We start from the raw sequence: 16,531 nt of genomic DNA on the forward strand, positions 1-16,531 counted from the left end.
TGACGATCGCTTCTGGTGATTGTGATGTCGGACCGCTTTAACGGGCCCGTTTCCACCCTTTTCGGTCAAGCGGGCTCAATCCTTTCGGTTTGGAGCCCCGTATGACATCTTCCCTTCTTGGCCTGGTTTGCCCCTCCTGCCGCGTCGCGCTCACAATGAGCGAACGCCAGGGTATCGAGATCGATTACTGTCCGCAGTGCCGCGGCGTCTGGCTTGATCGAGGCGAACTCGACAAGATCATCGAGCGTTCCGGCAGGGAGGCTTCGCCCGCGCCGCAGCCACATCCGGCGGCGTTCTCCCAGCCGCAACATGGCCGCGATGACGATTATTCCCGTTCGCAGGGCCACCGCTATCCGAAGCGGAAGAAATCCTTCTTCGAAGAATTGTTCGATTGACCGCATGACGCGCCCGGTACCGGGCCGGCATTGCTGAAAATTTCTAAGAACCACATCGATAAAGGCCAACCCCGATGATGTCTCGCACCAGCCGATTTGCCACCCTGTTTGCCGGACTGTTCCTCGCATTCTCCATGGTCGCGATCGATCATGCCGAGGCGCGGCGCGGCGGCAGTTTCGGCAGTCGCGGCACGCGCACGTTCCAGTCAGCGCCGCCGACCAGGACGGCTCCGGCGCCGACCACCCCGGTCGAGCGTTCGATGACGCCCAACACCGGTGTGAACTCTGCGGCCAGGCAGCCGCAAGCCGGCCCGCAGAGGCCCGGCTTCATGAGCGGCTTCGTTGGAACGATGATGCGCGGCCTGCTGATCGGCGGCCTGATCGGGCTGCTCGTCGGCCAGGGCTTCGGCGGCCTGGCCGGCATGTTCGGCTTCCTGCTTCAGGCCCTGCTCATTGGTGGCGCGATCATGCTGGCCATCAGGTTCTTCCGCTCGCAGTCCGCGCGGGGTCCGGCGCCCGCGCTCGCTGGTGCCGGCAATGCCCAGGCGTCGCGATTTGAGAACCGTACAACGTCACAGCAGCAGACGGCGGGCTCGTTCACAATTCCCGGCTTTGGTGGTGGTTCGGGCGGGAGCGCTCCGGCCGCCGCCTCCGAGGAAATCACACTGGCTCAGACCGACCTCGATGCCTTCCAGCAATTGCTGACCGATGTCCAGGAAGCATTCGGGCGCGAAGACCATGCTGCGCTCCGCCGGGCGACGACACCCGAAATGGTGTCTTATCTCTCGGAGGAGCTGGCCGACAATGCCCAGAAAGATCTCAGGAACGAGGTCTCTGACATCACTCTACTGCAGGCCGACATTGCGGAAAGCTGGCGCGAGGATGACCGCGACTATGCCACGGCCGCATTGCGCTATGAGTCCCGCGACGTGATGCGCGAACGGGCCAGCGGCAAGGTCGTTGAGGGTGACGCGGACCATCCGACCGAGACGACCGAGCTGTGGACATTCACGCGTCAAAATGGCTCGAGCTGGAAACTGTCGGCCATACAACAGGCCTGAGCCCCGTCCAGCTGTCCGAGGGTCGTTGCGAGCGCCTCAGCGCACGATCCTGACGCACATCGGCGTGCCGATCTCGATGGCGCGTCCGGTGTCCGTCAGCATGCCGCTCGCCGCGTCCCTCGCGAAGATCGAAATGCGGTCGGCATTCTGGTTGGCGGAGAACAGATGGCCGCCTGAGGGCGTCAGCGCCAGGTTGCGCGGCGTGGCGCCGCCGCATGGGACATAGCCGACGAGGCTCAGCGAGCCGGTCTGCTGGTCGACGACCATGATGACGACACTGTCATGGCCACGATTGGAGCCGTAGATGAAGCGGCCATCCGGCGAGATCTGGATATCGGCGCAATGGTTGCTGTCGCGTGCCTCGGCCGGCACCGCCGGTTTGGCGTCGATGATCGACAGCTTGCCGCTTGCTTCGTCCAGCGCCATCGAGACGACGGTCGAATCCAGCTCGTTCATGACGAACACGAAGCGCCCGTTCGGATGCAGTGCGAGATGGCGCGGACCCGCACCAGGCTTCAGTGCGGACTCGGCAAGTTTCGTCAGGCTGCCATCCTTCTCGATCCGATAGGACACCAGCCGGTCGATGCCGAGATCGGCGACGATAGCCGTTCCACCAGCGATGGTTTCGGTGACGCTATGCGCATGCGAGCGCTCCTGCCGCGCCGTTTTCGGGCCAGTGCCCTTGTGCGAAACACTGGCGAGTGGCGCTGACAAGACACCATCCTTCTCGAAACCGTACACGGCCACTGCGCGGTCCGGACCGCCCTCGCCCATGCCGTAATTGGCGACCAGCAGCTTTGTCCCGTCGCTGGTGATGGTGTTGTGGGCGGTGATGCTGCCGAGCGACGGCTGCTTGTTCAAATAGGTGAGCGTGCCCGACCCACGATCGAAGCGGTAGGCGGAGACGGTGCCCTCGCGCCAGGCAAACACTTCCGAATTGGCGTAGATGCGCGAGCCATCCGATGTCACCGACAGGAAGGTCGGATTGTCGACGTCATTGGTCTCGGCCAGCTTTCGCGTTTCCAGCGTTGCCTCGTCGAAACCGTAGACTGTGAGGCCGATGCCGCGCGCGCCCTGAAAATACGGCGCCTCGCGGTTCAGGCTGCCGACAAACACCAGACAATCCTTGCTCATGATTTCCCCCTTGCCCGCCGGCGCTTGATCGAGCGGGACAGGCCAAAATTTCGCCTGTCTTCGCTTGCAACGCAACCCCATATGTGAAAATACTATTTACAAAAGAAGATTGACGGGAGGAGACGTCGTGCAGCCAGGCGCTTTGAGGCGCATTCAAATGGCTGCCCGGAGCCTCCTGCGAGACTGCCGGAGCCAGCCATGAACGACTTCGCCCCCACAGTCGGCGTCGCCTCGACCTACCCCAAGAACATGCCCGAGGCGCATGCCGCGCTGCCGGTGTGGAACGCCGAGAACTGGTTCTACGAGGACTGGCCGGTTGGGCAGAAAATCCGCTCGTTGCGGCGCACCATGGCGGAAGGCGACAGCCATCTATTCAACACGCTGGTGCTCGACATCCACCCCTATGTGCAAGACCAGATGTTCGCCGAGAGCGAAGGCATTTTCGGCAAGCGGCTGATCGCCGGCGCATTTGTCTTTTCGGCGGGGCTGGGGCTGGTCGCCACCAACTGCGTCAACGCTTTTTCCTACGGCTACGACAAGCTCCGTTTCATAAAGCCTGTCTTCATTGGTGACACGATCTATTCGATCCGCTCCAACCTCGACAAGAAGCCGCGCTACAAGGAGATGGGGCTGATCCGCGCCAGCTACGAAGTGTTCAAGGGCGAAGGTGAACTCGTTTTGTATTGCGAGCACCTGCAGACGGTGAAGTATCGCAACCCGGCCGATTTCGTCGGCAAGACGGAGAAATGAAAATGCCGGCTTTGGCCGAATTGCCGCTTGCCGGTCTCACCGTCGTCGACATGAGCCAGTTCCTGTCCGGGCCTTATTGCTCGCTCCGGCTGCTCGATCTCGGCGCCCGCGTCATCAAGATCGAGCGCCCGGATGGCGGCGACCTGTCGCGCCGGCTCTATCTCAGCGACACCGAGATCGGCGGTGACTCCACCATCTTCCACGCCATCAACCGGGCCAAGGAAAGCTTTGCCATCGACCTCAAGAACGAGGCCGATCTCCAGGCGCTGCGCGGGCTTCTGGCCAAGGCCGACGTGCTGATCCAGAATTTCCGGCCGGGTGTCATCGAGCGCCTCGGCCTCGACTATGAGGCCGTGCGCAAGCTCAACCCGCGGCTCGTCTATGCCTCGATCAGCGGCTATGGCGAAGAGGGTCCATGGGTAAAACGGCCCGGCCAGGATTTGCTGGCGCAATCGCGCTCCGGCGTGATGTGGCTGAACGGCGACGAGGACCAGGGACCTGTGCCGTTCGGCCTTGCCATCGGCGACATGCTGGCCGGTGCGGCCTGCGCGCAAGGCATTCTGGCGGCACTGGTGCGGCGTGGCATCACCGGCCAGGGCAGCCATATCGAAACCAGTCTGCTCGAAGCGCTGGTCGATTTCCAGTTCGAGGTGCTGACGACGCATCTCAATGACGGCCGCCGCTTGCCCAGGCGCTCCAGCTTCCGCAGCGCGCACGCCTATCTGTCGGCGCCTTATGGCGTGTATCCGGCCAAGGACGGCTACCTCGCCATCGCCATGACGCCGATCCCGAAACTCGCCGATCTGCTGGCACTCGAAGAGTTGTCGCCCTATCGCGACAGGCCGGCCTCGTGGTTCACCGCGCGCGACGACATCAAGGCGATCATCGCGCAGAGGATTGCCAGCAAGACCATCGACGAGTGGCTGGCCATTCTGGAGCCCGCCGACATCTGGTGCGCCAAGGTGCTGACCTGGCCGGAGATGCTGGCCAGCGAAGGTTTCCAGTCGCTCGACATGCTGCAGACGGTGACGCGCGAGGACGATGTCTCGATCCTCACCACCAGTTCGCCGCTCAGGGTCAACGGCATCAGGGCCAAGGTCGATCGCGCCGCGCCACGCATCGGCGAGCACAGTGCCGCGATCCGTGCGGAGTTCGGCCTGTGACCACGCTCAAGGGCATGACCTGGAGCCATCCGCGCGGCTACGATCCGATGGTCGCCTGCTCGTCCCTCTGGCAGCAGAAAACCGGCGTCGTCATCGAATGGGACAAGCGCTCGCTGCAGGATTTCGAGTCCTTTCCGGTCGAGGAACTGGCACGCACCTATGACCTCATCGTCATCGACCATCCGCATGTCGGCCAGATCACGGCGGAGCACTGCCTCGCGCCGCTGGATGTCGCCGGCCGCGAGACGGAGCGAACCGCGCTCGCCTCGGGCAGTGTCGGCCAGTCCTATCCGAGCTACAACTGGCAGGGGCGGCAATGGGCGTTTCCTGTCGATGCGGCCAGCCAGGTCCAGGCCTGGCGGCCGGATGCGCTCGATGCGCCGCCGGCGCGCTGGAGCGACGTGCTGGATCTCGCCCGCCAGGGCCGCGTGCTTTTGCCGCTGCGGCCGCCACATGTGCTGATGGTGTTCTACACGCTGGCCGGCAATCTCGGTCATCCCTGCGTTACCGATCCGTCCCGTGACCTCATCGATATCGAGACCGGCAGCCAGGTCTTCGAGGCGATGCGCGAGATCGCCGCGCTGGTCGAACCGGCCTGTTTCGAGATGGATCCGATCGCGGTCTTCGAGCGCATGGCGGGGGCGGATTCCAAAATCGTCTGCGTGCCGCTGATCTATGGTTACGTCTCCTATGCGATATCAGGGTTTCGCCCACACCGGCTGGCCTTCACCGATATCCCGATCGTCGGCTCCAACGGTCCAATCGGTTCGGCGCTCGGCGGCACTGGCATAGCCGTGTCAGCCTTTTCCCAGGCAAAAGAAGCCGCGATCGACTTCGCCTACTGGGTTGCCAGCGGCGATGTCCAGCGCGGCCCCTATGCCACCGCCGGCGGACAGCCTGGCCATGCCGCGGGCTGGGAAGACGAGCCCGTCAACGCCGCGACCGGCAATTTCTATCGCGACACGCGCGCGACGCTGGAGGGCGCATGGGTGCGGCCGCGCCATGACGGCTACATGGCGTTCCAGCAGGCAGCGTCCGACCGCATCCTTTCCGGCATCATCGGCAGGCAGAAGCCCGCCGAGGTCGTTGCCGATCTCAATAACCTGTTCCGGGAGAGTGCGCCCGCGCAGGTGTCCGGCGCTGCCGGTGGAGGAGCCTGAACGAAACCGAACGGAGGAGCAAAATGAAAAACATGATGCGCGGCCTGATGGCCGCAACCGCCTTTGTATCCATCACGAGCGTTGCCTTTGCCCAGGATGTGCAAGGCGTCATCGGCGGGCTGCCGACCGAACTCAAGGCGCAGTATGACGGCGCGCCGCAGAAGGTGCTGCCTTCGGCCTGGGACAATTTCACCCCGCCGCCGAAGCCGTGGAAATGGTGCCATTCGGAATCCTACCAGGGTAATCCGTGGCGCGTGACGGTCACCACGGAGTTGAAGCGTCTGGTCGACGGGCTGATCGCCGACGGCAGCGTATCCAGCTTCGAAGTGTCCGACTCCAACAATGACGCCAGCCAGCAGATCAATCAGATCCGCGCCTTCATCGACAAGAAGTGCTCGATCATCACCTCGATCCCTGGCTCGGCGACCGCACTCGACGATGCCATCGATGCCGCTGCCAAGGCCGGCATTCCGTTCATCACCGCGGCCGGTTCGGTGACCAGCCCGAACGCGATCAATGTCGATTCCAACTATGCGCGCTGGGGCTACGACATGATGACGGCGATCGGCAAGGCTGATCCGGACGGCGCCAGCATCCTGCTCGTCGAAGGCATTGCCGGCCACCCGATCGTGGTGCAGGAGCGCCAGGGCGCCGACAAGGCGCTGGCGGAAAATCCGAAGCTGAAGATTTCGCGCAACGTCAACGGCAACTGGACGGCAAACGTCACCAAGACGGTCGTGCTGCAGGCGATCGCCACCAACCCGGCACCGATCGATGCGGTGTGGACGACCGGCAGCGAAAGCCGTGTCGTCGCCGAGGCCTTCGCCGAAGCCGGCCGGCCGGCGCCGCTGATCACCGGTTCGATCACGGGCGATGCGCTGGGTTACTGGAAGGCTAACCCGGACAAATACCGCTTCGAAGGCCATGCGGTGCTGCCGCACTGGACTGCCGAGACGCTGTTCCGCGTCGGCGAGCGCATGCTCGACGGCCAGAAGCCGAAGCTGAACACGCTGCTGATCCCGATCCCTCCGGTGCACAGCGCCGATCTCGGCCAGTGGTACAAGGACTGCATGACGACGGATGCCGTCTCGATCTTCCCTATCCCGCCAAAAGATCCGATGCCGGAGGAATGGCTTGACGCCTATTTCTCCAACCCGGCGCCGACCAAGGGCTGGGACTATTCGAAAGTACCCGACGCCTGCGCGAAGTGACGCCATCGACAGACCCAGCAAGCCGGCTCCTTTCGGGGAGCCGGCTTGCCAGGTTCGAAACACGGCATGCTTGAAATCAGAACCATATCCAAACGCTATGGCGAGACGGTCGCGCTGGCCGACGCTTCGATCGCGTTCCGGGCGGGGACCATCCACACCATCCTGGGCGAAAACGGCTCGGGCAAGAGCACCATGGTCAAGCTGTTGTCCGGTATCGTCCAGCCGGACAGCGGCGCGATCCTGCTGCAAGGCAGGCCGTTTTCGGGAGCCAATCCCTCGGCATTCCAGGCGCAAGGGTTCGCCACGGTGTTCCAGGAAGTTCTGATCGCGCCGGATTGCAGCGTGATCGACAACATCCTGCTTGGCCAGGACGGCCTGATCCGGCGCGCCGTGCCACGCAAGGAGCGCCGTGACCGGGCGGCAGCCGCACTGAAGCGCTTCGCCGTTACCGATGTTCCTCTCGACAAACCAGCCGGCCTGTTGCCGCTGGCCGCGCAGCAACTGGTCGTTCTCGCTCGTGCGATCGTGCGCAAACCCAGGATTCTGATCCTCGACGAGGTGACGGCGGCGCTCGATTTCGCCGATCGCGAGTCCGTCTTTTCGCTGATGCGCAGCCTTGCCGACGAAGGCTGCCTGATCCTGTTCATCACCCACCGCATGGACGAGGTGATGGCGCTTTCGGATCGCATCTCGATCCTGCGTGGCGGCAGCGTGGTGCGCACCGAGGAACGCGGCGCTTCCACGCCGGCGGAATTGCTCAAGGCCATGGCGCCACGCACGGCGGCGGAGCTGGCGCATGGCTGATCGCGCCGCCCCTGATTTTCGTGGCCTCGCCGTTCGCGGCCTCGTCATTGCACCCGGTGCCAGCGCAATAACGCAAACCATCGCTCCCGGTGAGATCGTTGGCCTTGCCGGCCTCGACGGCCACGGCCAGGAACTGTTCCTCAAAATGCTCGCCGGACTCACCTCGCCGCTTGGCGGCTCGATCGAGCTCGGCGCGTCGGGCGCGTCCCGCAAGATCACCGGCTTCCGCAAGGCTGTCGCAAGCGGCATCGCCTATCTGCCGCGCGACCGGCGTGCGAACGGCATTTTTCCCACACAATCGGTGCTCGACAATTTTGCCGTGTCCACCCTGTCGCGCGATACGCGCCTCTGCCTGATCAGCCCGGCGGCGCGCAAGGCGCGCTACGACCTCTACCGCGAGAAACTGTCGATCGTAGCCCCCCGGCCCGATGCACCGATCACCACCCTGTCCGGCGGCAACCAGCAGAAGGTGCTTTTGGCACGGGCACTGGCGCTGGAGCCCGCCATCCTGCTGCTCAACGACCCAACGCGCGGCGTCGACGTGGCGACGCGGCATGTGCTCTACGACGTCTTTCGCGGGCTGGCGGCCGATGGCATGGGGCTCGTCATACTATCCAGCGAGATCGAGGAGATTCTGCTCCTGTGCCAGCGCGTGCTGGTGTTCCGCGAAAACGAGGTCGCGGCCGAAATCTCCGGTGAAGCGATGACCACCGACAGCGTGATCTCGGCCATGTTCGGACATGCGGCATGAGCCCTCTCACGCGCCTCCTGTCGCTCGGGCGAAGTGTCGGTTTCGCTGTCGTGCTGCTGGCTGTCCTGTTTGCGGTCAATCTCATCCTCCGCCCGGCGCGGTTCCAGCCGGGATCGTGGGGCGCACTCATCGGACTGGCCGCGCCGCTGATCGGCGCGGCCATCGCCTCGACACCGGTGATCCTCGCCGGGCGTGGCGGCATCGATATTTCGGTCGGACCGCTGATGGGCTTCGTCAACGCCGTGGTGATCCAGATGTTTTTCCTCAAGGCCGGCATCTCATCGCCGCTGCTGCTCGTCCCGGCCGCCTTGCTCATTGGCGCGCTGGTCGGCGCGGCGAACGGTTTTCTGGCGACGGTCGTGCGCATCCAGCCGATCGTCGCCACGCTCGGCACCTATCTGATCCTGACCGGCGTGACGCTGACGATCCTGCCGGCGCCGATCGGCCCCGCACCCGCCTGGCTCAAGGCCTTGGCTGGTCCTTGGTCGATGCTACCGCTGCTGTTGATGTTCCTTGCCTGGTGGCTGGTTCGGCGCCTTCCCTATTATGACCAGCTGATGGCCGTCGGCAGCGACGACCGCGCCGCCTACACCGCCGGCGTCGACGTCACCCGCGTGCGCTTCATCGCCTATGTCATGACCGGCATCCTCGGCGGCTGCGCCGGGCTGATGCTGACGGCGCTGATCGGCTCGGCCGATCCCAATATCGGGCCGACCTACACGCTGATTGCGATTGCCGCCGTAGCACTTGGCGGCGTCAGCCTGGCCGGCGGCCGTGGCGGCGTCGCCGGCGCCGCGATCGGCGCCATCGACATCTTCCTGCTGCAAAGCGTGCTGACGACGTTCAACGTTTCGACCTTCGTCCTGCAGATCGCCTATGGCGGCATACTGGTGCTGGCGGTGATGCTGACCGCCCTGCAGGAACGTCTTGCCGTGAGGGGACGCTGACATGACTGGGCGAAACCTGTTCGCGACAACCAATGCCCGCGTCGTCGGCGCCTTCTGTGTCGCCGCCCTTCTGCATCTTGCCGGCACAATCCTCATTCCCGGCTACTCCTCCCCATTCGCGGTACGCGCCATGCTGGTGCTTGCCTCGCTGCTCGCCGTCGCCTCGATCGGGCAGACGCTGGTCGTCATCATGGGCGGCATCGACCTGTCGATCCCCTTTGTCATCGGCTTCGCCAATGTCGTGGCCGCGCAGCTTTACGGCGATGGCTGGAATTTTGTCCTGGTCTGCGGCCTCGTCGGTGTGCTGGCAATTCTCATCGGCGGCCTGAACGGATTGATCGCGCGCAGCCTCGATATCCAGCCGCTCATCGTCACGCTTGGCATTGGCATGGTGGTGCAAGGGCTTGTGCTGCTATGGACGGCCGGATTCCCGTCAGGCTCGGCGCCGCAAGCGGTTTCCAGTTTCGTGTCGATCGGCGGATCGGCCGGGCCGCTGCCGGTGCCATGGCTGGTGCCGAGCCTGGTCGTGCTGGCAGCGCTCGTCGTGCTGGTGCTGGAGCGAACGCCCTATGGCCGCCGGCTTTACGCGCTGGGCAGCAATCCGGGTGCCGCACCGCTGGCGCTGATCGACCCGGTCCGCATGTGGATGATCACCTATGCCGCGAGCGCCTTCTTCGCCGCCGTCGCCGGCGTGCTGCTGCTCGGCTTCACCGGTTCGGCCTATGGTGATGTCGGCCAGCCCTATCTGTTCCAGACCATCGCTGCCGTCGTCGTCGGTGGTGCGGCACTGGTCGGCGGCCGCGGCAGCTATCTCGGCACGATCGCCGGCGTGCTGGTGCTGACCGAAATCAACACGCTGCTGATCGGCCTCGGTTTCCAACCATCGGCGGTGCAGGCGGCACTGGGCTTGATCATCGTGCTGCTGGTCTCGCTCTACGGCCGCGAGCGGCACGTCTCGACCACCATCTGACGGTTACTTCAACCGCCAGAGCTTGCGGGCATTGCCCGACAGCAATCTGTCGCGCTCCGAAGCGCTGCAGCCGGAAAGCAGCGCATGGGTCGCCGCTACCCAGGTCGAGAGGCCGCCGCCAAGCGCGCAGACCGGCCAGTCGCTGCCCCAGACGACACGGTCCCAGCCGAAGGCGGCGATGGTGTGCTCGACGTAGGGACGCAGCGTCTCGACCGTCCAATCGGCGGGATCGGCATAGGCGACGACGCCGGAGATCTTGGCCATGACGTTCGGGCGCCGCGCGATCTCGCTCATATGCTCGCGCCAGGGATGCTCGGCTCCGCCCTTGATGTCGGGGACGCCGCAATGGTCGAGGACGAACTGGACGCCGGGCGCAAGGTCGGCCAGCGCGATCGCCTTGGGGATCTGGTGCGGCAGCACGACGAGATCGAAAGTCAGGCCGGTGCCGCGGAGCTGCTTGATGTTGTCGCGGAACACCGCGCCTTCCGAGAGATCATCCGGCACGACATGGAGCACGCGGCGGAAGCCTTTGACGAAGGGATTTGCCCGCTGCCTCTCGAGATAGGTAGCAAAGTCCGCCTCTTCCGGCCGGCACGATGCGATGACCCCTGCCAGCATGCTGCCGGCCTGCCGCGACAGACCTTCGACCCGCGCGGTCTCGGCTTCGATGTCAGCCGGATCGACATCGACCTCCATATGCAGCACGCGCTCGACGCCAACGCGCTGCGCTTCCACGGCGTATTCCTCATAGGAGAAATCGCGATTGAGCGCCGGCACGCCGGCAAGCCAGGGATAGCGCAAGGCCGAGCGATCGATGAGATGCAGATGGGTGTCGATGATCATGGCGAGGCTCCTCCCTCCAGTGTTTTTCAATCATCTCACGGAGGAATTCTTCATTCAAATAAGAATTTATGCTGCCGAGCCCACAGCCGACCCAGCCAGATGCGATAGCTTTTCGCAGGTTGCCAGCAACAGCTCGATCGTCCTGGTGATGTCAGGCGCTGAAGGCGTGTTGATGACTGTGATGTAGGGGATCGACAGCGCTGCGATGGCCCTGCCATCAGAACTGCGCACCGGTGCCGAAAGATTGAAGACGCCGGCGGTCTGCATCGAGGCCATCATCTCGTAGCCGCGGTCGCGGATCTGGTCGAGCCGGGTGAAGAACTCGGCCGATTGCGCCGTCTTGTCGGTGCTGCGGACGTGCTCGGAAATCATCATCTGCCGCTCTTCCTGTGAGCGGAAGGCGAGCAGCACATGGCCCGAACCGGTGTCGAACAGGCTGATGTGGGAGCCGACGCGGATCGAGATGCCCCAGTAATTCGGCGCCTCCTGCTGGGCGATGACGACGGCGGAACCGCGATCAAAAACAACGAGTTGATTGGCCTGCTGCGAGGTCTCGGCCAGCTCGCGCATCAGCGGCGTGGCGTAGGAAACCAGCCGCCGCACCGGCGCGTGCAGTTGCGCCAGGCCGAACAGTTTCAGCGTCAGCGAATAGCGGTCGCCATCCAGCCTTGTGACATAGCCGCGCCTCACCAGCCGGTCGAGCATGCGGTAGAACTCATTGGGGCTGCGGTCGAGTTTCTTGGCGATTTCCGCCTGCGTCAGGCCGCCATCGACACCGGCGAGCAATTCCAGGATGTCGAGTCCCTTGTCGAGCGCCGGCGCGCGATAGCGCTCGTCTTCGCTGTCGTCCATGGGGCACTTCTCCAGTGAAATCGATTCTTCATATACGCATAAATGGAGCCGGCGGAAACAAATTTCGCCTTGACGTATCCATGAATGTTTTGTTTGTATATGAATGTAGCACTTCTTGTCATCAGACGAGTTGCGGTCGCCTGCCAAGGCGCACCAAGGGAGGATACCAATGAACAGACTGCTTTCCGGCGTGTCCGCCGGTGCATTGATGCTTGCATTTGGTGCAGGCACGGCCCTTGCCGGCGACCTGCCCGGCAAGTTCGAAGGCGTGACCGTCGACGTGAAACTGATCGGCGGCCAGCAATATGAAAAGCTCTACGAGCGCATCCCCGAATGGGAGAAGGCGACCGGCGCCAAGGTCAACATCCTGACCAAGAAGAACGGCTTCGACATCGACAAGGAGTTGAAGTCCGACATCGCCTCGGGCAGCACCAACTGGTGCGTCGGCTGGAACCACTCGTCCTTCGCGCCGCAATATACGGGCCTCTATACCGACCTCAGCAAATTGCTGCCCAAGGAAGAGATCGACGCCTTCGTGCCGTCGACGATCAAGGCGGCAACCATCGACGGCAAGCTGGAAATGCTGCCGCGCGCGCAGTTCGACGTCTCGGCGCTCTACTACCAGAAGAGCCTCTACGAGAAGGCCGACAACAAGGCCAAGTTCAAGGCCAAATACGGCTATGACCTTGTGCCGCCGGACAGCTGGAAGGAAGTCACCGACCAGGCCGAGTTCTTCGCCAACCCGCCCAATTTCTACGGCACGCAATTTGCCGGCAAGGAAGAGGCGATCAACGGCCGCTTCTATGAGATGGTCGTCGCCGAGGGCGGCGAATATCTCGACAAGGACGGCAAGCCGGTCTTCAACTCCGAGGCCGGCATCCGGGCGCTCGACTGGTTCGTCCATCTCTACAAGGCCAAGGCCGTACCGGCCGGAACCACCAACTACCTCTGGGACGATCTCGGCCAGGGCTTTGCCTCGGGCACCGTCGCCATCAACCTCGACTGGCCGGGCTGGGCCGGGTTCTTCAACGATCCGAAGTCGTCGAAGGTCGCCGGCAATGTCGGCGTGAAAGTCGCGCCGAAGGGCTCTTCCGGCAAGCGCACCGGCTGGTCCGGTTTCCACGGTTTCTCGGTCACGGAAAACTGCCCACACAAGGAGGCCGCGGCTTCGCTGGTGTGGTGGCTGACCAATGAGGACAGCCAGAAGCTCGAGGCCGCCGCCGGCCCGCTGCCGACACGCACCGCTGTCTGGGACTGGGACCTGAAGCAGGCCGAAAACGATCCCTACAAGAAGGAGGTTCTGTCCGCCTTCCAGGAAGAAGCCAAGCACGCCTTCGCCGTGCCGCAGACGCCTGAATGGATCGAGATCTCGAACGCCGTCTATCCCGAACTGCAGGCGGCGATCCTTGGCGACAAGACCTCCAAGCAGGCACTGGATGAAGCAGCCGCCAAGGCGACGCAGATCCTGCAGGACGCCGGCAAGCTCTAGAACCGTCTCCCATGGCTGCCTCCCCCATCAGGAATGGGGGAGGCGATCGCGTCTTGCCGGAGGCTCGGCGATACATGGCCCTTTCGTCGCGTCCGCCTCACCGCCAGTCCAATGCAACATTTCAGGAATTCTGATGAAGGGCTTCAAGCCATCCGCGCCATTCCTGCTGCTGCTTCCAGCCATCATCGTGCTGGCGACGGTCGTCGTCGTGCCGCTGCTTTTGTCGCTCTATTCCAGCTTCACACCCTTCCGCCTGACCAAACCGGAGACGTTCTTCGTCTTCGTCGGCTTCCGGAACTATCTCTCGATCCTGGCCAACACCGATTTCTGGTGGGCCTTCGGCCGCACGGTGCTGCTGCTGACCATCGCGCTCAATCTCGAACTGCTGCTTGGCCTTGGCCTCGCCATGCTGGTGGAGAAGGCGACGCGTGGTCAGCGCATCCTGCGCACGCTGATGATGTTTCCGATGATGTTCTCGCCGATCCTGGTCGGCTTCCAATTCAAGTTCATGTTCAACGACAATATCGGCCTGGTGAACAACGCCCTGCAGTCGCTCGGCATCACGCAGGACGCCATTCCGTGGCTGATCGAGGGGCATCTCGCCTTCATCGCCATTTTGATCGCAGAGATCTGGTCGTCGACGGCGATCTTCGCCATCCTGATCCTTGCCGGCCTGCTCGCCATGCCCAAGGAGCCGATCGAGGCGGCACGCGTTGACGGCTGCACGCCGTGGCAGACGTTCCGCTATGTGACGTGGCCGTTCGTCATGCCCTTCGCCTACATCGCCATGACCATCCGCTCGCTCGACGTCGCGCGCGCCTATGACATCGTCAAGATCATGACCGATGGCGGACCGGCAGGCCGCACCGAACTGTTGTGGACGCTGGTGGCACGCACCGCCTACAGCGACGGGCGCATGGGCATGGCCAACGCCATGGCCTATTTCTCGATCCTTTTGTCGATCGCCTTCACCGTCTATTTCTTCAACAAGCTCGCCGCGGCGCGCACGCAGATCGGTGCGGAGTGGTGATGGACGAGAATTCCTCCGCCCGCCTGAAGCGCCGGCTGCTGGGTGTCGTCTACCGCATCGGCCTGTTCCTGGCGATGCTGACGATCTGCCTGCCTGGCCTGTGGATCGTCATCTCGTCGCTGCGGCCGACTGTGGAAATCATGGCCAAGCCGCCGGTGTGGATCCCGCAAGAGGTCTCGTACGATGCCTATGTGTCGATGTTCAGCGGCATCGGCAAGGGTGGCATCCCGGTGATCGAATATTTCCGCAACTCGCTGATCATCTCGGTGACCTCGACGGTGATCGCGGTCGCCATCGGCATGGCCGGCGGCTATGCCTTCGCGCGTTATCGCTTTCGCGGCAAATCGAGCGTCTTCCTCGGTCTGATGCTGACGCGCACAGTGCCCGGCATCGCGCTGTCGCTGCCGCTGTTCTTCCTCTATGTGCGGCTCGGCATCATCGACACGCATTTCGGGCTGATCCTCGCCTATGTCGCGCTCAACGTGCCGTTCACGATCTGGCTGATCGACGGCTTCTTCCGCCAGGTGCCGAAAGACCTTGCGGAGGCCGCGCAGATCGATGGCTGCACGCGCTGGCAGGCGTTCTGGCAGGTCGAGTTCCCGCTCGCCGGTCCAGGCATCGCATCCGCCGCCATCTTTGCCTTCCTGACCTGCTGGAACGAGTTCGCGCTGGCCTCGCAGTTGACCCGCTCGGTGAGCGCCAAGACGCTGCCGGTCGGCCTGCTCGACTACACGGCCGAATTCACCATCGACTGGCGCGGCATGTGCGCGCTCGCCGTGGTGATGATCATTCCGGCGCTCACCCTCACCTACATCGTCCAGAAACACCTTGTCGGCGGCCTGACCTCCGGCGCGGTGAAAGGCTGATCCCATGGCAACGGTTTCCCTCAAAAAACTGACCAAGCGCTACGGCAATATCGGGATCGTGCATGGCATCGATCTCGATATCACCGACCGCGAATTCATCGCGCTGGTCGGCCCGTCCGGCTGCGGCAAATCGACGACTTTGCGCATGATCGCCGGGCTGGAGGAAATCAGCGCCGGCTCGATCGAGATCGGCGGGCGCGTCGTCAACGATCTGCCGCCGCGTTCGCGCAACATCTCGATGGTGTTCCAGTCCTACGCGCTCTATCCGCATATGACGGTGCGCGAAAACCTCGGCTTCTCCTTGAAGATCGCCGGCGCCGCCAAGGAAGATATGGACCGCCGCGTTGCCGAAGCCTCGGCCATCCTCGGCCTCGACGCGCTGCTCGACCGGCGCCCGTCGCAACTGTCCGGCGGCCAGCGTCAGCGCGTCGCCATGGGCCGCGCCATCGTTCGTGACCCCGACGTGTTCCTGTTCGATGAGCCGCTTTCCAATCTCGATGCCAAGCTCAGGACGCAAATGCGCACCGAGATCAAGAAGCTACATGCCAAGGTGCAGTCGACGGTGATCTATGTCACCCATGACCAGGTCGAGGCGATGACGCTGGCCGACCGCATCGTCATCATGCGCGACGGCCATATCGAACAGGTCGGCACGCCCGACGAGGTGTTCCGCCGGCCGGCGACACGCTTCGTCGCCGGCTTCATCGGCTCGCCGCCGATGAATTTGCACGAAGCGACGGTCGATGACGGCCAGCTTGTTTTTGCCAGCGGCGAGAAACTGCCCCTGCCCGCCCAGTTCAAGGCCAATGTCGCGACCGGCGACAGAGTGGTGTTCGGGCTGCGGCCTGACGACATCTATCCGACCGGGCATGGCATCAGCTCCGGCGGTGCTGCCGACGTCCACCAGATCGAGCTGCCGATCACGGTCACCGAGCCGCTCGGCAACGAGACGCTGGTGTTCGTCGAGTTCAACGGCACGGACTGGGTGTCGCGCATGCTGAATCCGAGGCCGCTCAAGTCCGGCGAGCGGGTGACGATGAGCCTCGACCTGTCGCAGGCGCATCTGTTTGCCACCGAGACCGGAAAGACATTGCGGAGCTGACCG

General features: G+C 63.6%; 17 protein-coding genes. 14 read left to right on the plus strand and 3 right to left on the minus strand.

Annotated elements, in window-relative coordinates; translation table 11 throughout:
• The first annotated feature begins 101 nt into the window (after positions 1-101).
• Together CKW40_RS05720 and CKW40_RS05725 are read left to right on the plus strand one after the other, a co-directional pair.
• On the plus strand, positions 102-395 hold the full coding sequence (locus CKW40_RS05720) for a TFIIB-type zinc ribbon-containing protein (RefSeq protein ID WP_095198935.1): 294 nt from the start codon (positions 102-104) through the stop codon (positions 393-395).
• A gap of 74 nt (positions 396-469) precedes the next feature.
• Positions 470-1,456 carry a Tim44 domain-containing protein gene (locus CKW40_RS05725; protein ID WP_095198936.1) on the plus strand — a complete coding sequence of 329 codons (987 nt, stop codon included), beginning with the start codon at positions 470-472 and terminating at the stop codon, positions 1,454-1,456.
• 36 nt (positions 1,457-1,492) lie between these two features.
• Here CKW40_RS05725 and CKW40_RS05730 read toward each other — a convergent pair whose 3' ends face one another.
• Complete coding sequence (locus CKW40_RS05730) at positions 1,493-2,590, minus strand: lactonase family protein (RefSeq protein ID WP_095199164.1); 1,098 nt, start codon at positions 2,588-2,590, stop codon at positions 1,493-1,495.
• Positions 2,591-2,788: 198 nt separating this feature from the next.
• Here CKW40_RS05730 and CKW40_RS05735 point away from each other — a divergent pair, with 198 nt between their 5' ends.
• The 8 genes from CKW40_RS05735 to CKW40_RS05770 all read left to right on the plus strand — a co-directional run bounded on the left by CKW40_RS05735 (position 2,789) and on the right by CKW40_RS05770 (position 10,346).
• The gene (locus CKW40_RS05735) at positions 2,789-3,340 is read left to right on the plus strand and encodes a MaoC family dehydratase (RefSeq protein WP_095198937.1); all 552 of its coding nucleotides are present in this window, start codon (positions 2,789-2,791) and stop codon (positions 3,338-3,340) included.
• Between the two features lie 2 nt (positions 3,341-3,342).
• A complete protein-coding gene (locus tag CKW40_RS05740; RefSeq protein ID WP_095199165.1) occupies positions 3,343-4,503 on the plus strand; it encodes a CaiB/BaiF CoA transferase family protein in 1,161 nt (386 codons plus the stop codon).
• Positions 4,504-4,517: 14 nt separating this feature from the next.
• Complete coding sequence (locus CKW40_RS05745; protein ID WP_095199166.1) at positions 4,518-5,663, plus strand: ABC transporter substrate-binding protein; 1,146 nt, start codon at positions 4,518-4,520, stop codon at positions 5,661-5,663.
• Between the two features lie 23 nt (positions 5,664-5,686).
• Positions 5,687-6,874, plus strand: a complete 1,188-nt coding sequence (locus CKW40_RS05750) for an ABC transporter substrate-binding protein (RefSeq protein ID WP_095198938.1) — start codon at positions 5,687-5,689, stop codon at positions 6,872-6,874.
• A 66-nt stretch (positions 6,875-6,940) separates the two neighbouring features.
• On the plus strand, positions 6,941-7,678 hold the full coding sequence (locus CKW40_RS05755) for an ATP-binding cassette domain-containing protein (RefSeq protein ID WP_095198939.1): 738 nt from the start codon (positions 6,941-6,943) through the stop codon (positions 7,676-7,678).
• Positions 7,671-8,429: an ATP-binding cassette domain-containing protein gene (locus CKW40_RS05760; protein ID WP_095198940.1), complete on the plus strand. Its 759-nt coding sequence runs from the start codon at positions 7,671-7,673 to the stop codon at positions 8,427-8,429. The genes CKW40_RS05755 and CKW40_RS05760 overlap by 8 nt, the downstream gene beginning before the upstream one ends.
• Positions 8,426-9,376: an ABC transporter permease gene (locus tag CKW40_RS05765; protein WP_095198941.1), complete on the plus strand. Its 951-nt coding sequence runs from the start codon at positions 8,426-8,428 to the stop codon at positions 9,374-9,376. Before CKW40_RS05760 ends, CKW40_RS05765 begins: the two co-directional genes overlap by 4 nt.
• A 1-nt stretch (position 9,377) precedes the next feature.
• The gene (locus CKW40_RS05770; RefSeq protein WP_095198942.1) at positions 9,378-10,346 is read left to right on the plus strand and encodes an ABC transporter permease; all 969 of its coding nucleotides are present in this window, start codon (positions 9,378-9,380) and stop codon (positions 10,344-10,346) included.
• Positions 10,347-10,349: 3 nt separating this feature from the next.
• Here the strand turns inward: CKW40_RS05770 and CKW40_RS05775 are convergent, their stop codons facing one another.
• Both CKW40_RS05775 and CKW40_RS05780 read right to left on the minus strand, forming a co-directional pair.
• Positions 10,350-11,189, minus strand: coding sequence for an amidohydrolase family protein (locus CKW40_RS05775; RefSeq protein ID WP_095198943.1), 840 nt, complete (start codon positions 11,187-11,189; stop codon positions 10,350-10,352).
• A gap of 66 nt (positions 11,190-11,255) precedes the next feature.
• Positions 11,256-12,041, minus strand: coding sequence for an IclR family transcriptional regulator (locus CKW40_RS05780; protein ID WP_095198944.1), 786 nt, complete (start codon positions 12,039-12,041; stop codon positions 11,256-11,258).
• A 169-nt stretch (positions 12,042-12,210) separates the two neighbouring features.
• Here CKW40_RS05780 and CKW40_RS05785 point away from each other — a divergent pair, with 169 nt between their 5' ends.
• From CKW40_RS05785 to CKW40_RS05800, 4 genes are all read left to right on the plus strand, one after another.
• Positions 12,211-13,530: an ABC transporter substrate-binding protein gene (locus CKW40_RS05785; RefSeq protein WP_095198945.1), complete on the plus strand. Its 1,320-nt coding sequence runs from the start codon at positions 12,211-12,213 to the stop codon at positions 13,528-13,530.
• Between the two features lie 133 nt (positions 13,531-13,663).
• Positions 13,664-14,560: a carbohydrate ABC transporter permease gene (locus CKW40_RS05790; protein WP_095198946.1), complete on the plus strand. Its 897-nt coding sequence runs from the start codon at positions 13,664-13,666 to the stop codon at positions 14,558-14,560.
• On the plus strand, positions 14,560-15,426 hold the full coding sequence (locus CKW40_RS05795) for a carbohydrate ABC transporter permease (protein WP_095198947.1): 867 nt from the start codon (positions 14,560-14,562) through the stop codon (positions 15,424-15,426). Before CKW40_RS05790 ends, CKW40_RS05795 begins: the two co-directional genes overlap by 1 nt.
• Before the next feature lie 4 nt (positions 15,427-15,430).
• Entirely contained in the window at positions 15,431-16,528 is a 1,098-nt protein-coding gene (locus CKW40_RS05800) for an ABC transporter ATP-binding protein (RefSeq protein WP_095198948.1), read from the plus strand.
• The last annotated feature ends 3 nt before the right edge of the window (positions 16,529-16,531 follow it).

Origin of the sequence: Mesorhizobium carmichaelinearum, from assembly GCF_900199455.1 — a bacterium.
Classification (GTDB): Bacteria; Pseudomonadota; Alphaproteobacteria; order Rhizobiales; family Rhizobiaceae; genus Mesorhizobium; species Mesorhizobium carmichaelinearum.

Coding starts and splice junctions, on each gene's coding strand:
- CKW40_RS05720 (WP_095198935.1), top strand. CDS start 102: ATGACATCTTCCCTTCTTGGCCTGGTTTGCCCCTCCTGCCGCGTCGCG.
- CKW40_RS05725 (WP_095198936.1), top strand. CDS start 470: ATGATGTCTCGCACCAGCCGATTTGCCACCCTGTTTGCCGGACTGTTC.
- CKW40_RS05730 (WP_095199164.1), bottom strand. CDS start 2,590: ATGAGCAAGGATTGTCTGGTGTTTGTCGGCAGCCTGAACCGCGAGGCG.
- CKW40_RS05735 (WP_095198937.1), top strand. CDS start 2,789: ATGAACGACTTCGCCCCCACAGTCGGCGTCGCCTCGACCTACCCCAAG.
- CKW40_RS05740 (WP_095199165.1), top strand. CDS start 3,343: ATGCCGGCTTTGGCCGAATTGCCGCTTGCCGGTCTCACCGTCGTCGAC.
- CKW40_RS05745 (WP_095199166.1), top strand. CDS start 4,518: ATGACCTGGAGCCATCCGCGCGGCTACGATCCGATGGTCGCCTGCTCG.
- CKW40_RS05750 (WP_095198938.1), top strand. CDS start 5,687: ATGAAAAACATGATGCGCGGCCTGATGGCCGCAACCGCCTTTGTATCC.
- CKW40_RS05755 (WP_095198939.1), top strand. CDS start 6,941: ATGCTTGAAATCAGAACCATATCCAAACGCTATGGCGAGACGGTCGCG.
- CKW40_RS05760 (WP_095198940.1), top strand. CDS start 7,671: ATGGCTGATCGCGCCGCCCCTGATTTTCGTGGCCTCGCCGTTCGCGGC.
- CKW40_RS05765 (WP_095198941.1), top strand. CDS start 8,426: ATGAGCCCTCTCACGCGCCTCCTGTCGCTCGGGCGAAGTGTCGGTTTC.
- CKW40_RS05770 (WP_095198942.1), top strand. CDS start 9,378: ATGACTGGGCGAAACCTGTTCGCGACAACCAATGCCCGCGTCGTCGGC.
- CKW40_RS05775 (WP_095198943.1), bottom strand. CDS start 11,189: ATGATCATCGACACCCATCTGCATCTCATCGATCGCTCGGCCTTGCGC.
- CKW40_RS05780 (WP_095198944.1), bottom strand. CDS start 12,041: ATGGACGACAGCGAAGACGAGCGCTATCGCGCGCCGGCGCTCGACAAG.
- CKW40_RS05785 (WP_095198945.1), top strand. CDS start 12,211: ATGAACAGACTGCTTTCCGGCGTGTCCGCCGGTGCATTGATGCTTGCA.
- CKW40_RS05790 (WP_095198946.1), top strand. CDS start 13,664: ATGAAGGGCTTCAAGCCATCCGCGCCATTCCTGCTGCTGCTTCCAGCC.
- CKW40_RS05795 (WP_095198947.1), top strand. CDS start 14,560: ATGGACGAGAATTCCTCCGCCCGCCTGAAGCGCCGGCTGCTGGGTGTC.
- CKW40_RS05800 (WP_095198948.1), top strand. CDS start 15,431: ATGGCAACGGTTTCCCTCAAAAAACTGACCAAGCGCTACGGCAATATC.